Annotated in this window: 13 protein-coding genes; 5 read left to right on the top strand and 8 right to left on the bottom strand. The window is 54.6% G+C overall.

The features are described 5' to 3' along the window. Positions 1-73 precede the first annotated feature (73 nt). Positions 74-676, bottom strand: a complete 603-nt coding sequence (locus ACMYSN_RS04685) for a helix-turn-helix domain-containing protein (RefSeq protein ID WP_462497198.1) — start codon at positions 674-676, stop codon at positions 74-76. Between the two features lie 43 nt (positions 677-719). Between ACMYSN_RS04685 and ACMYSN_RS04690 the strand changes: the two genes are divergently transcribed. Then, positions 720-1,415 carry a B3/B4 domain-containing protein gene (locus ACMYSN_RS04690; protein WP_462497199.1) on the top strand — a complete coding sequence of 232 codons (696 nt, stop codon included), beginning with the start codon at positions 720-722 and terminating at the stop codon, positions 1,413-1,415. Between the two features lie 138 nt (positions 1,416-1,553). On the opposite strand, the gene ACMYSN_RS04695 is transcribed toward ACMYSN_RS04690, so the two are convergent. The 4 genes from ACMYSN_RS04695 to ACMYSN_RS04710 form a co-directional block, all read right to left on the bottom strand. After that, the gene (locus ACMYSN_RS04695; protein WP_462497200.1) at positions 1,554-2,873 is read right to left on the bottom strand and encodes an NAD(P)/FAD-dependent oxidoreductase; all 1,320 of its coding nucleotides are present in this window, start codon (positions 2,871-2,873) and stop codon (positions 1,554-1,556) included. Positions 2,874-3,114: 241 nt separating this feature from the next. After that, complete coding sequence (locus ACMYSN_RS04700; protein ID WP_462497201.1) at positions 3,115-3,804, bottom strand: GntR family transcriptional regulator; 690 nt, start codon at positions 3,802-3,804, stop codon at positions 3,115-3,117. Positions 3,805-4,041: 237 nt separating this feature from the next. Next, positions 4,042-5,541 carry an aldehyde dehydrogenase gene (locus tag ACMYSN_RS04705; protein ID WP_462497202.1) on the bottom strand — a complete coding sequence of 500 codons (1,500 nt, stop codon included), beginning with the start codon at positions 5,539-5,541 and terminating at the stop codon, positions 4,042-4,044. Between the two features lie 9 nt (positions 5,542-5,550). Next, the gene (locus tag ACMYSN_RS04710) at positions 5,551-6,453 is read right to left on the bottom strand and encodes a dihydrodipicolinate synthase family protein (protein WP_462497203.1); all 903 of its coding nucleotides are present in this window, start codon (positions 6,451-6,453) and stop codon (positions 5,551-5,553) included. A gap of 394 nt (positions 6,454-6,847) precedes the next feature. Here ACMYSN_RS04710 and yddG point away from each other — a divergent pair, with 394 nt between their 5' ends. Next, entirely contained in the window at positions 6,848-7,765 is a 918-nt protein-coding gene (gene yddG, locus ACMYSN_RS04715; protein WP_462497204.1) for a drug/metabolite transporter permease, read from the top strand. A 265-nt stretch (positions 7,766-8,030) separates the two neighbouring features. Then, the gene (locus ACMYSN_RS04720) at positions 8,031-9,416 is read left to right on the top strand and encodes an MFS transporter (protein ID WP_462497205.1); all 1,386 of its coding nucleotides are present in this window, start codon (positions 8,031-8,033) and stop codon (positions 9,414-9,416) included. A 31-nt stretch (positions 9,417-9,447) separates the two neighbouring features. On the opposite strand, the gene ACMYSN_RS04725 is transcribed toward ACMYSN_RS04720, so the two are convergent. Both ACMYSN_RS04725 and ACMYSN_RS04730 read right to left on the bottom strand, forming a co-directional pair. Then, on the bottom strand, positions 9,448-10,461 hold the full coding sequence (locus ACMYSN_RS04725) for a GlxA family transcriptional regulator (RefSeq protein WP_462497206.1): 1,014 nt from the start codon (positions 10,459-10,461) through the stop codon (positions 9,448-9,450). Next, complete coding sequence (locus ACMYSN_RS04730; protein WP_462497207.1) at positions 10,452-10,925, bottom strand: MarR family winged helix-turn-helix transcriptional regulator; 474 nt, start codon at positions 10,923-10,925, stop codon at positions 10,452-10,454. Before ACMYSN_RS04730 ends, ACMYSN_RS04725 begins: the two co-directional genes overlap by 10 nt. Before the next feature lie 97 nt (positions 10,926-11,022). On the opposite strand from ACMYSN_RS04730, the gene ACMYSN_RS04735 reads away from it, so the two are divergent. Both ACMYSN_RS04735 and ACMYSN_RS04740 read left to right on the top strand, forming a co-directional pair. After that, positions 11,023-11,601: a non-oxidative hydroxyarylic acid decarboxylases subunit B gene (locus ACMYSN_RS04735; protein WP_462497208.1), complete on the top strand. Its 579-nt coding sequence runs from the start codon at positions 11,023-11,025 to the stop codon at positions 11,599-11,601. A gap of 10 nt (positions 11,602-11,611) precedes the next feature. Continuing rightward, a complete protein-coding gene (locus tag ACMYSN_RS04740; RefSeq protein ID WP_462497209.1) occupies positions 11,612-13,066 on the top strand; it encodes a UbiD family decarboxylase in 1,455 nt (484 codons plus the stop codon). A gap of 98 nt (positions 13,067-13,164) precedes the next feature. Here the strand turns inward: ACMYSN_RS04740 and ACMYSN_RS04745 are convergent, their stop codons facing one another. Continuing rightward, entirely contained in the window at positions 13,165-14,253 is a 1,089-nt protein-coding gene (locus ACMYSN_RS04745) for a YncE family protein (protein ID WP_462497210.1), read from the bottom strand. Positions 14,254-14,711: the final 458 nt, after the last annotated feature.

A 14,711-nucleotide genomic window follows, 5' to 3' on the forward strand; every position in this document is an offset into this window, starting at 1 on the left:
AAAATATCCTTCTGGGCTTGCTTGTGATGAGACAGCCCTACTGGCTAGGGCTGAACGCTATATTGGGTAACACTCAGGACGCCTTTTCATTTACTGTCATGATGAAAACCAATGGGCTCTCCCCTCGGTTTTCATAGAAATGAGGAACATCCGTTCTGGCCGTTGCCGAACAACCGGTCTTCACCAGATACAGGTGATCCTGAACACCAAGTGTGAGCGTGCCCGTTTGTACGTAAAATAATTCAAGCGTCCCTTCCGTGTGGCCGGGTGAAGCAAATTTTTCCCCTGGTTGCATTTCCCACATCCAGAGCTCTGTCATATCGGGACCACCAGACCCTGCGAGCAGCCTTGCTCTCCCGCCTTTTTCGCCTTTCCACAATTCAGGGATCTCATCTTCAGCAATGAGATGCACTGTCGGTTTTGAACTGACATCCACAAAATCAGCCACTGAAACCCCCATTGCAGCAGCCAGGCGGCATAACAGAGCAATGCTGGGGTTCGCCCGGCACCCCTCAATCTCAACCAGCGCTCCCTTGCTGACGCCCGCCCTACGGGACAGTTCATCGAGTGATATTTTCTTTTGCTTACGATACAACTTTATCCGCTGAGACACCGCTTCATTCACGGTGCTGACAATCGAATCAGCCTCGGTCATTAAATTGACTTTTTTGGTCATCGGTCATTATCATGTATTAAATTGGTCATTACAGGATTATCCCGTGTTAACAGTATCTCCGTCAATTGCCCCAGAAATTTATCGTATCGCCCCCGGCTTCCGGGCACTCAGTATCTCCGTCAAAGCCGCGCCGGTGCAGAACCCTGATACTGGAGAAACAGCGTTGCGGGAAGCATGTGAAGCCGTTCTGGCCGATGAACCTGAATGGGCGGAATCTCATCTGGCCGCATGGGCTGAGGTTTTCCAACAGTTTGGAGCTAAACCCAAACGCACTCCTTGTTCAGCTGATGCGTTACGTAAGCGCGTATTACGCGACGGTACAATGCCAGCGCTCGATCCAATCGTTGATCTTTATAACGCTGTTAGCCTCCGCTACGCCGTTCCGGTTGGCGGCGAAAACATTGCAGCCTATCAAGGGTCACCACGCCTGGTTGTGGCAAAAGGCACTGAGCCTTTTGATACGGTAAAAGCGGGTGAAACCGCCGTTGAATATCCTTCACAAGATGAAGTTATCTGGTGCGATGATGCAGGCGTCACCTGCCGTCGCTGGAACTGGCGACAGGGAATCAGAACTCGCTTAAGTATGGAAGCTCAGCAAATGTGGTTCATTCTGGAGAGTCTGCCACAGATGCCGCTGGAGAAGCTTCACGAAGCCGGGATGATGCTGACCGACGGCCTGGAAAAAATGATGCCAGGTCTGTGGTTTGAAGTTGCGCTCATCGAAGATCAACACCGGTAATATCGTTCAGGATAAACACGATGTTTACCGGCTTGTGTGCGTTCCCATTTTGAGACCGTTACCTGGAGTATGGATTTTCAGGGTTGCTTCAGCAACCCTGTTAGCGCATAACCCATTGTTTTATCAATGAGGTAAAGGCTATACCTCAAGCCCTGCTCTGTATTGTCCCCATTTCAGCACCGAATTGACGCCAATCGACAAAAACGGCTCCGGCGGCGTTTTATTTGGCCCTGGAGATGACTTGAGAAAATGAATTAATTCATTGTTTTCGCCCGCAATCATATCCGCCAGCAGTTTGCCCGTGGCCGTGCCGCGCGTGATCCCCAGGCCGTTACAGCACAGTGCGCCGTAGACGTTGTGGGCCAGCTGGCCAAAGAAGCCTTCATGATTTTCTGACAGACAAATGGCCCCGCTCCAGGAGTATTCAAAATCGACCTGATTAAGCGTGGGGAAGCGCCGCTCAAAGGATTTACGGTGCCGGGCAATAAAATTCTTCAGATGATGCTCCCGCGGGCGGCCATCCGGGTGGAAGCTAAAGCTATTACGCATCAGAATTCGGTTATCCATCGTGCGGCGCACGGTGCTGCCAAACGGATGAGCCGGGATCACGCCCCACACTGGCTTGCCGCCCAGCAAGGATTGCTCGTCGGTCGTCAGCGGACGGGTCAGGCTGCCGTACAGGAAGGTGGGCAACAGTCGTCCGCGCAGGAAGCCAAAGTGCGATGCAAAGGCGTTATTCGCCAGGATCAGCTTATCTGCCGTGATGCTGCCGTTATCATGCACCAGCGTGATCTTATCGCCGTAATCAATGGAAGCGATCGGCGTATGTTCGTAGAGCGTCACGTTCGAAGGCAGACTGTTTGCCAGCCCTTTTACCAGCGCAGACGGCTGGAGCAGAATGGTCCCCGGAATATAGAGCGCCTGTTTATAGTACGAGGTACCGATATGTTCCGGGAGATCTCTGCCTGCAATCATCTGCGTTTCACGGCCAATCTTCTCCAGTCCACGGCGATAGGCCTCCAGAATCGCCACGCCCTGCTCGCCCACCGCTGCCTGGTATTTTCCGGACTCGGACATCTGACAGGCGATCCCCTGCTCCTTCACGATAGCGCGCAGGTAGTCCTGCCCCAGGGTGTTGAGCTTGAGTATCAGGTTGGCGGTTTTCACATCACCAATGTAGTCCTTCGCGCCAATGTCATGCGGCACGTCGATAGCAAAACCCGCGTTACGCCCGGAAGGACCAAACCCCACCTCCTGCGCTTCAATCAACACGATTTCATCATCAGGGAAGTTAAGCGCCATCTGACGCGCCGCAGCAAGCCCGGTTAACCCGGCACCAACGATTGCCCAACGCGCATGCTTTTGCCCAACATGGGCAGGACGCGGGGTGCGCGATGGACTGGTGTGATACCACCCTGGCAGGGCGTCATCGGCAGGAAGAGAGGTGATCTTTTGCACGTTAATTACTCCGGTACGCTGTCATGTTTGCTTGTTCGCTTGAAATGCGAGGCTGAGATTATGTTAGCCAGGCTAAAAAAATGAATACGTGATGTATATCTCATGTATACAACAAGTATAAATTTAGTTAAATCAAGGTGAATTCAGACGTGCGAAAGCCCCCGTACGTGCGGCGATATAGCTGTTTCTGGTACCGTTAAATCCCACAGGCGGATGCCTGCAGGCTGGTCTTTACGTGGGGTTACTCAGGGGACTGCACACGCTCATCGGCTTTCAATCCCTGAGGGGCAATAAACATCTCCATGTTTTCCCGCGACAGCTCCCAGTGTTCAAACACTAAATCCACCACGGCCTGCTCATCGCGCGCCTCCAGTGCGGTAATAAAAGCATCGTGATGATCGGCAGAAAGCTGCAGACGTCGCTCCATATCCTCATTCCGCGGTCGGAAAAAAGTATGACCTATGCGGCAATGGTCAATCAGCAAACGCCCAAGGCTCGGCTGCAGATAGGGGTTGGCCGCCATCTCGCCCATGATTTCGTGAAAGCGGTTGTTCTCCAGCGCCAGCGCTTCTGCATCATGGCTGTGTACCGCTTTGCGAAAGCGCTTTTGCGTCTCTTTCAGCGCCTTTAACTGCGCCGGCTTGTAGTGTTGTACCGCAAGACGTCCGGTGGCCGCGTAGATCATCGGCGCCACCAGGAAAAAGTTACGCAGCGTCGCATGGCTCATGGGGATAACGCGAACGCCGCGCTTTTCGACAATCTCAAGATAGCCTTCACCCGCCAGGCGCTGAAATACTTCGCGCACCGGCGTGCGTGACAGGCCGTATTGCGCGGTCAGGCTGGCTTCATCCAGCAGCTCATCCGGATCGAGTTCCATCGTTAAGATGTGCCGCTTGAGATCCTCATACAGCGCTGCCTTCCCCGTTCCCATTCCCGCCTCCTGAATATCAACCTGTTATGCTGCTTAACCTACAGATAAAGGGGCGTTACAGCAAAAATTATCCACCGCCGGGATCACGTTCTGCCTATTTCACTGCAGGCACGCGGGTGAAAAAAGGCGGCGTTCTGCCGGTGAGAGAAGATGCGTCCCTGCGTTCTCTTAAGGCTAGCCGCCACCAGAAGACAGAATCAGAAAGGCATTCTCGCTTCCAGGCCGTTTAATAGGGCTTCAGGCGTCGTTTTCTGCAACATCAATCCAGATGGTCTTCAGTTCGGTGTACTGATCGAGGGCAAACACCGATTTATCACGCCCACCAAAGCCGGACTGCTTATAGCCGCCAAAAGGCGTGGTGGCATCCCCTTCACCAAAGCAGTTCACGGTTACCGTTCCGGCGCGAATCGCACGGGATACGCGGATCGCGCGATTGAGCTTGCTGGTATAGACCGACGCAGCCAGGCCATACGGCGTGTCATTCGCCAGCGCAATGGCTTCGGCTTCGGTTTTAAAGGTGGTCACACACAGCACCGGTCCAAAAATCTCCTCCCTGAACAGAGCGCTTTCAGGGGTTACACCGTCGATTACCGTCGGCTGCACGTAAGCACCCTGCTCCGTGTCACCGCCATGCAGTACGCGCAAGCCTTCCTGACGCGCCGTGTCGAGGTAACTGCTCACCTTACTGAAGTGTTCCGGGGAGACCATCGTGCCAAGCCGGTTGTGCGGATCGAGCGGGTTGCCCATCGTCCAGCCGCCTATCTGCTTCGCCATCTCCGCCAGCAGCGCATCTTTTATCTCTTCCTGTACCAGCAGGCGCGAGGTGGCAGAACAGTTCTCGCCCATGTTCCAGAATGCGCCGTTAAGCACGTGTCCGGCTACCGCAGCAATATCATCGGCATCATTAAAGACCAGCGCCGGGTTTTTGCCACCGCACTCCAGCACCACCTTTTTAAGATTGGACTCCGCCGCATAATGCAGGAAACGACGTCCGGTTGCCGTGGAGCCGGTAAAGCTCACCATATCGATATCGGCATGCAAACCTATCGGCTCGCCCACCGCTTGCCCGGTACCGGTGACAATATTCAGCACGCCCGCCGGCACGCCTGCCTCAAACGCCAGCTCCGCCACCCTCAGCGAGGTCAGAGAGGTCTGCTCAGCCGGTTTCACCACCACCGAACAGCCTGCCGCCAGCGCCGGACCAATTTTCCAGGCAAGCATCAACAGCGGGAAGTTCCAGGGCAGGACGCAGCCCACCACGCCGATTGGCTCACGCACCACCAGCGCCATGGCGTTACCGGCCGGCGCCGTGTGATCGTAAAGCTTGTCGATCGCTTCCGCATGCCACTTCAGCACATGGATAGTCTCCGGCACGTCCACGGCCAGACACTCGCTAACCGGTTTACCGCTGTCGAGGCTTTCCAGCACCGCCAGCGACTCAAGCTCCTGTTCCATCAGCGCAGCCAGCTTAAGCAGCACGGACTTACGCTCGCCCGGCGCCAGCTTGCTCCAGCTACCGGCCTCAAAGGTCGTTCTTGCGGCGCTTACCGCCGCGTTAACGTCGTCAATATCACAGGCTGCAATATTGACGATGGCCTCACCGGTCGCCGGATTGTGCGTCGTCAGCGTGTTACCGGAACGCGCGGCGGCAAAACGGCCGTTGATAAACGCCTTGTCTGGAAGCGGAAGATCATGCGCAAGGCGCGTGACGTCATTAAGGGTCTGAAGCTGTTTCATTCTGCCCCCTTACACCACCGTGACCGCAGCCACGTTCCGTTTCACATCGGCAATCACCGCTTTCAGCTGCGCTTTCTCGTCTTCATCGAGGTTTTGCAGCGGGGCGCGGACCTGACCGGAATTCAGGCCGTTCAGCTCGCAGCCGTAACGGATGGACTGCACAAACTTGCCCCCGTCGAGGAAGTTCATCAGCGGCATCATGGCAGCCATGATCTTGCGCCCTTTTTCGAAGTCTTTTTCCACCACGCAAGCTTCATACAGCGCCACGTGTTCACGTGGAATAAAGTTGGAGCCGGCACATACCCAACTGCGCGCGCCCCATGCAAAGAACTCCAGCGCCTGGTCGTCCCAGCCGCAGGAGAGCGCAATGTTCGGGAATTTGCAGGCCAGCAGGTGCAGGTTATTGAAATCCCCTGAGCTCTCTTTGATGGCCACGATGTTGGACGAGCGGCTCACTTCGCGGAAGTAGGTCTCCCCCATGGTGATGCCCATGCGGCCCGGGTAGTTGTACAGCATGATCGGCAGCTGCGCGGCTTTATCGACCGTCAGCGCATGATGGGCGTTTTCCAGTTCGGTCGGCAACGCGTAGGGCGGAGAGGTAACCAGAATCGCATCGGCTTTAATTTCCCGGGCATGCTTTGCGTAATCCACCGCATCTTCGGTGCGGATGGCGCCGGTGCCGACAATCAGCGGCAGACGGTTGCCAATGACCTGACGTGCGTGCTCGGCCAGCGCCTTACGCTCTGCCGGGCTCTGAGCGTAGTATTCACCGGTCGAACCACCAATGATGATGCCGTGTACGCGGCCTTCAATCAGCGACTCCAGTACCTCGGAAAAACGAGTGAAATCAATGCTGCCATCGGCTGCGTAAGGGGTAATTGCCGGGGTGTAGATACCTTCAAATGTCAACACGATAACCTCCAGGGGGAATTCACGACCATGACAGTCTGTTCAGCAGCCCACCAGGCTGCGTTTGTTAAAAATTTGCACGTGGTTGTGAAAGAGGTCAATGGTTGAATATTTTTTGTATACATAGAAAATACAACGTAAATACCAAAAAGTAGGATGTTTATACGAGAGATATAATTTTAATTGTTATTTATCAATGAATTATAAATATATTTTCACCGTAGTTATTTTCTACATGATTTCAGATAGCGATCACATTCCGGTATTATTGCTCATCAGAACGTATTTACAGCGTTCATCTGGAGGCATAGTTTTAAGGCAGGATTTAACCGGCCATTAACAGAACTCCACATCGGACGACCCGGTTGTGAAGCTAATGTAAACAGAGGTACAGGGTATGCCCCAGAAGAAAGCGACGCTCACCGGACTCATAGCTGTCCTCCTGTGGAGCGCGATCGTTGGGTTGATTAAAAGTGTGAGCGAGGGTTTTGGCCCGGTGGGAGGCGCGGCGTTGATCTACACCTGTAGCGCCATTCTGCTGCTGTTCACCATTGGCTTTCCGAAACTGCGGCAGTTTCCGCCACTCTACCTGATCGTCGGCAGCATCCTGTTTGTGTGCTACGAGCTCTGTCTGTCGCTCTCGCTGGGCTTCACCCACTCGGGCCGCCAGGCCATCGAGGTCGGAATGGTTAACTATCTCTGGCCGAGCATGACCATTTTACTGGCGGTTATCGTGAATCGCCAAAAGACCAGCCCGCTCATTATTCTGGGGGTTATTTTAGCTGTTGCCGGAATATGCCTGGTATTGGGCGGCGATAAAGGCTTCGCGTTCAGTGAAATGACCAGCAACATTATGGAAAACCCGCTCAGCTACGGCCTGGCCTTTAGCGGCGCGATTATTTGGGCAATATATTGTGTGGTAACCAAAATTATCGCCAACGGTAATAACGGCATTACCCTGTTCTTTATTTTAACCGCCCTGACATTATGGCTGAAATATCTGTTATCACCGCAACCGGAGTTTGTGCTTTCCTGGCACGCGGGGCTTAGCCTGGTGCTGGCCGCCATCGCGATGGGCTTTGGTTACGCGGCCTGGAACGTCGGGATTTTACACGGAAATGTGACCGTGCTGGCTGCCGCCTCGTACTTCATCCCGATCATCTCGGCGGTACTGGCCGCATTTATGCTGAATTCACAGCTGACCCTCGCGTTCTGGCAGGGCACCGCCATGGTGAGCCTGGGCTCGTTAATCTGCTGGTGGTCTACCCGCAGCGTGGCGCCAAAAAATGAACCTGTAGTAACTGAAAGTAAGTAAGCACCCGATAATAAAAAACATCTTATCCGACTATCCTGCACCGGAGGAGTATTTGCCATGAATTGCCAGAAATGACTATTTATTGATTTATCCAAATCGCTATCTCTGCGCTGGATAACATTTTAACTTTTTTACCTGACCTACATTTATTCTGCGATCGTTTGATTAACGGCACCGGTTTCGCGTGTCTGTAATACGCCTCCATCGTAAATAAGGCTTGTTACCACAGTTAATTCAACGTCATCGGGGAAAGACAGGAGTAACCATGTCAAATACTATTTCTGTAGAAGACGTTCCACTTAACCGCTTCCATCGGTTGCTGACCGTGCGTTCAGGCGGGGGATCCTTTGTTGATGGCTATGTGCTGAGCATCATCGGCATTGCGATGATGAAAGTCTCCCCTGCCCTAGGCCTCAACGCTTTCTGGGAAGGTCTGATTGCCGCTTCGGCGTTGATCGGCATCTTCTTTGGTGGCTTTATTGGCGGCGCTCTGACTGACCGCCTTGGACGCCGCGTTCTCTATTTCGTTGGCCCGACGCTGTTCGTCGTCTGCTCCGTGGCACAATACTGGGTACAAAGTGGCGAAATGCTGTTTGCCCTGCGCTTTATGAACGGGGTTGCCGTGGGGATTGAATACCCGGTCGCCACCGCCTTCCTGGTAGAGTTTCTGCCGAAGAAAAATCGCGGGCCGTGTCTCGCTACGCTGACCATCTTATGGTTCGCAGGTGCAGCCGCAGCTTATCTGATCGGTGAAGCGCTGCTGAATTTTGGCGGCCCTGATGCCTGGCGCCTGACCCTGGCCAGCACTGCCATCATTGGTGCCCTGCTGTTCATTGTGCGCATGGGCACCCCGGAGTCCCCTCGCTGGCTGATAAGCAAAGGCCGGCACGCCGAGGCCGAAGCGGTTATTCGCCGCGTTTATGGCCCTGAGTTTGGCCTGGACAACTTACCAGCGCAGGCTGAAAGCAAGAATCTCTCTTTCGCCAACCTGCTCCACTCCGGCTACGGCAAGCGTATGGCGTTCGTCACAATCTTCTGGACCTGCTCCGTCATTCCGGTGTTTGCCGTCTACGCGTTTGCACCAAAGGTTCTGGATGCACTGCACCTGACCGGCGGCTGGGCCTCCTACGGGTCGGTGGCCATCACCCTGCTGTTCGTGGTGGGCTGCATCATTGCCACCCGCCTGGTGAATACTCTGGGGCGTCGTAAACTCTTGCTGCATAGCTTCCTGTGGTCGGGGCTGGCGCTGCTGCTGTTAGGTTTGCTGCGCGATGGGCCGTCTGCGGCGATCCTGCTGATGTTCGGGCTGTACGCGCTGTTTATTGGCGGCGCACAGGTGTTGCAGCTGGTCTATCCAAACGAAATTTTCCCCACGGAAATACGCGCTGGCGCGGTGGGCGTCGGCACATCGCTGTCGCGAATTGGTGCGGCGGTCGGTACCTGGCTGGTGCCGGTTTCTCTGCAAAGTATTGGCATCGGCCCGACGATGTATATCGCCGCGGCAATCACCTTCTTTGGCCTGGTGGTGTCGTGGTTCCTCGCGCCGGAGACCAACGCCCGCAGCCTGGAAGATGCTTCCTCGCTGGACGACGATCGTCCGCGTGAAAAGATGACTATGCAGGCCACGATGCCAAAACGACAGAGTCTCTGAGACGCCAAGGGCTGCACGATGCAGCCCTTTTCTATTTCTTCACCAGTTTTTCAACTTCCCTGCGCCGCTTGCGGAATGCGCTCGGCGTTTCGCCATACTGTTTACGGAACCATGAAATCAGATGTGAAGCGTCCGAAAATCCGGTAGCGGTCGCGATGGCATTGATGCTGTTACTCGAATCCGCCATCAGCTTACGCGCATGTTCGAGGCGCATGCTGCGCCAGTACACCGCTGCCGAATGGCCGGTACAGCGGGTAAACATCAGGTTTAGCTGGCGGAAGGTGATACCCGCGAAATCCGCGACCTCTCCCAGCGGGATCGGCGAATCAAGGTGATGCTGCATAAACCCAATCACCTTGCCGATCAGCTCGTTTTCATAGACGTCCGGCGCGTTGAGCGGGGCGTTGTGCCGGGTCCTGGCGGTCGACTGCGTGGCGTTATCGACCAGCAGATATTTAAGCACTTTTTGGGAGCGCACCACCCCACAGTGCTGACGGATGAGATCCGCCGCGAGGTCAATGGCCGTGCCGCCGGGACAAGAGATAATCCCGCCGTCTTTGATGTAAGTCTTATCGATCACCGGAATAGCTTTGGGAAAGCGCATCCGGAATTCATCGCGGGTCGTGAAGTGAATAGCGCAGCGACGCCCGTCCAGCAGGCCCGCGTTTCCCGCCACAAACGCCCCGCTGCACAGGGTAATGATAGGTATGTTTCGCACATGCAGTTCGCGCAGCGCCTGCAATAACCACTCTGGTGAATTACGCGTCTCTTCGAGCAACCCACCCGCCACCACGAAGTAGTCCCACGCTTTAGTGAAATCCAGCTTTGCCGTCGGCGAGACAGGCAGTCCGCAGCTGGCCGTTACCGGCCCATCGTCGCAGGTCATCCACTCCCAGCGACAAAAAATCTGTCGGCTGGAGAAGGATTCATCCGCTGCAAAACGCAAAGACTCCACCAGCCCGGCAACGGATGCCAGGGTAAACTGACGCATCAGCAAAAAGCCGATGGTCAAATCTGGTTTCGGCTCAACGTGGGTCAAAGGCATTCATCATGCTCCTTCAGTCCACCCAGCTTGCTCAGCAGGCGTTTCAGATCGCTGATATCCTGCGCATCCAGCCCTGCTGTAATCATCTTTTCCGCGCTTTTCGCCTGCTCAATCATCTGTGCGAGCATCGCTTCGCCGCTCGCGGTCATCCTCACCAGCTTGCGGCGGCGATTTTGCGGATCGATCTGGACATCCAGCAACCCGCTTTTGGTCATACGGTCGATCACATAGGTGCCGGTCGCTTTATCAAACCCCGCCCGGTTGCCCAGCGTTTGCTGATCGCAGGTGGCCTCTTCGGCTAATACCACCAGTATGGCGTACTGCACCGCAGATAACCCGGTATCGACGCACTGTGTCCAGCACATCGATGAGTGCTGCCCTGCCCGACGCATCAAATGCATTAGCGAACTGTCTCCGTGTGGCCAGAGCGGCGCGGCAACAATGAGATCGTGATTTTCTGACATCGGCTGTATTGACTCCTGAAAACGATAAAACTATAGTTCGAACACAAACAGTTTGAACTCAAACTATAACTCAAAGGTTCGATTAAAAGAAACCCTCATGAAGCTTGTCGTAGGCATGACTGGCGCTACCGGCGCTGCAATTGGTATTCGCGTTCTGGCCGCGCTCAAGGAGCTCGACGTTGAAACGCATCTGATCATTTCCAAATGGGCACGTGCCACGATTCAACTTGAAACGCCCTACAGTGTACAGGACGTTATCGCTCTCGCCTCGAAGACTTACAGTGAACACGATCAGGCGGCTGCCATCTCCAGCGGCTCTTTTCGCGTCGATGGCATGATTGTGGTCCCCTGCAGCATGAAAACGCTGGCCGCCATCCGTTGCGGCTACGGCGACGGACTGATTGCCCGGGCAGCGGACGTCACGCTCAAAGAGCAACGCAAGCTGGTGCTGGTTCCGCGCGAATCGCCGCTTAACGCCATCCATCTGGAGAACATGCTTGCCCTGACGCGCATGGGCGCCATGATGCTGCCGCCGATGCCCGCCTTTTACAACAAACCAGCCACCACTGATGACATCATCAATCACTGCGTGTCGCGCATTCTGGATCAGTTTGGCCTCGATAACGATTTAACAAAACGCTGGGGCCAGCCCCACTCGTCTTCCCTTTCGGCCTGAGGAGTGCCGCATGAAGTATTATGATGATTTAAGAAGTTTTATTGATGCGCTTGATGACCTGGGCGACATCATGCATGTCACCCGCGAAGTTGACGGCGATTTCGAACCCAGTGCCATCACCCGCCGCAGTTATGAAATCCAGTCTCCGGCGCCCCTATTCCATAAAGTGGCCGGCGTTGCTCCCGGTTTTCGCCTGTTTGGCGCCCCGGCCAGTCTCTCCTCACGTGCCGATATGCCTTATGCCCGCGTCGCCATGTCTTTGGGGTTGGCTCCGGGATCCACCGGGCCAGAAATTATTGAGGCGCTCTCGACGGCACGCAGCCAGCCTGGCATCCCGCCCGTGCGGGTTGATTCTGCTGCCGCGCCTTGCCAGCAAAACATCTTGCGCGGAGATAATGCCACGCTGGATAGCTTCCCCATCCCCTTTGCCCATGATAAAGACGGCGGTCGCTATGCCAACACCTGGGGCACGCTGATTGTTAAATCGCTGGACGGCAAGTGGATTAACTGGTCGATCGCGCGGGTGATGAAGGTTGACGGCAAGCGCATGGTGGGGTTGATTGTTCCCAGCCAGCATATTGGGCAGATCTGGACCGAGTGGGTAAACGCAGGCAAACCAATGCCATATGCGCTGGTTCAGGGGCCTGCTCCGGCCATCTCCTGCGTCTCGGGCATTCCGATCCCGGCGCATGCTGATGAAGCCGATTACATCGGCACGCTGGCTGGCGCACCGGTTCCCGTCGTGAAAGCCGTCAGTATTGACCTGGACGTGCCTGCCACGGCGGAAATCGTTATCGAAGGGCACGTCTCCATCCACCGGGATTGTCAGGAAGGCCCTTATGGTGAATATGGCGGTTATCTGGGCGAAGGATCTTCGGCGCAGCCAACCTTCCACGTGGAGACCATTACCCATAGGGACGATCCCATCTGGCCAATGTCCATTACCGGCCGCCCGACGGATGAGTCTCATACCCTGTGGGCGATGGGGCTTGCCGCCGACGCGTTAACACATCTGCGTGACGCCGGGCTACCGATAAAAACCGCATGGATCCCGGAAGACTCCACGGTGCACTGGTTGCTGGTGGTGGTGCCGCAGGACTGGCATGAACGCTTGCCTGGGGTCACCAGTCACGAACTGTCCCAGCGCATCGGCGACGTGCTGTTCCGTACCGACGCGATGGTCTTTATTCCAAAAGTCTACGTGGTGGATGATGATTTCGACCCGACCAACCTCCGGGAAGTGGTATGGGCGCTCTCAACCCGCGTCCACCCGGTTGGGCGCCGCGTGGTGTTCGATGATCAACGCGTCATTCGTCTGCCACAGTGCTATGAAGAAGCAGAGTATGTCGCAGGTAAAGGGGCCAAAGTGGTGTTCGATACACTCCAGGCCACCCGGCATCTGCATGCATCATTTGAGCAAGGTTATCCAGAAGACGTTCGCCGGCGAGTGCTGGAAAACTGGTAATATCAACTCAATCAACGACCCCTGAGACGAAACCAGGGGTACGACCGCAGTTTTAGCGCAAGCAGCGCAATTCAATGCGCTGCTACGCTCAGTCGCACTTACTTAAGTGCAATACGCGCCACGCTATCTTTGCCCTGTGTGGAGCTATCTTCATTAAATGCCTGCTTCAGCGAGACATACAGCGTTTGACCATCCGCCGAGACCAGCAAGCTGTTCGGATTGGTGTCGAATGACCAGCTGTTTTTCACGGCATAGGTGGTAGCATCAAGCTGCAGTACTTTCTTAGACTCGCGCTGAGATATATAGATCTCATTACGTTTACTGTTGAACTTAATACCCAGTGCATCGCCCGGAAGACGTTTGATTACTTTGCCAGTGTGCTCGTCGAAGACCAGAGAGGCCTTGCCTTTAGAGTCGTCGGTGACGAACAGGCGACCCGTGGACGGATCTTCCGCCATATTCAGGAACAGATATTCCTTTCCATCGCCCGCCGTCCAGCGCTGTTCAATTTTGTAGGTCCGTGGGTTAATGACTAAAATTTCACCCGCACCATTAGCGGCATAAACGCGTTCGGTTACCGGGGAGTAAATCAAGCCCGTCACCCATTTACCGGCATTCTTGATGGTCGTTTTCAAGGTGAACGTTTTGGTATCCACCACCGAGATAAATCCAGGATCGGCTACGCGACCCACGAATAATTCGTCCCCCTGTAGCAACATTTCACGTGCACCTGGCACATCGCCATCTTTGTCTTTCTTGCCCCCCAGCATCAGACGTTTCTGCACCTTGCCGCTCTGCGCGTCAACTTGCGACACGCCGCCGTCCAGCGAATTGGTGGTGTAGAAGATGCGACCGTCGTCTGTCATCGCCATACCAAAGTTTTTCAGATCGGTGTGGGTTTCAGCCTGAGTCTCCAGAGTCACGGGATCGAGGCGGTAAATCATACCGCCATTGACGTTTTTAAAGCCCTGAGCACTGGCTACATACAACGCCTTCTCCGCAGGAGAATAGGCCAGTTCATACAGGCCATCCCCCAGTACACGCTGAGTCAACTGCGTATTGACTGGCTTCACTACGGCGGCAGGCACTTCTGCTTTTTTGGCCGGTGCCTGGCAAGCCGTCAGGCTTATGGCGGCGATGATCGCCGCGGCAAGGGGCACCTGACGCGGGCTGAAAAACAATTTCATTCTTAACTCCATCGATGGATAAAGGGATCCCGGTAGATGACTGCCTTAACCGGAGGACCGAAGAGAGAATGAGAATAATACGCATTAACCAAAATGACGCAAATGTGCGGAAAACCACAGATTCCTGTGCCCTGCCAATTCATAGCATAAACACGTTTTTTTAAGCTGAAAACGGCGAAATTTGGCAATGAATTCACGGCGATAAAAGTCTGAACATCGACAACCAACGTTCCGATTTCACCGCTATATATTGATTTACAGTAATTTACATAACTAGTTACACAATTAAATGAGACATTTTTAGTTTTTTTAAAGCAAATGATTATCATTGGCTTTCTCAACAAGTGCGGTTCTTAGCATTAAATGCCGCTGCATCGTGCGTAATACTAAAATGTTTGGGCACATGCCGTCGCTGTGACATCCCCCCGCAAAACTTGCGTGAGAAATCGCGCCGCTAC

The sequence above is a fragment of the Klebsiella sp. R445 genome (genome assembly GCF_051131755.1).
GTDB classification, from domain to species: Bacteria; Pseudomonadota; Gammaproteobacteria; order Enterobacterales; family Enterobacteriaceae; genus Klebsiella; species Klebsiella lignicola.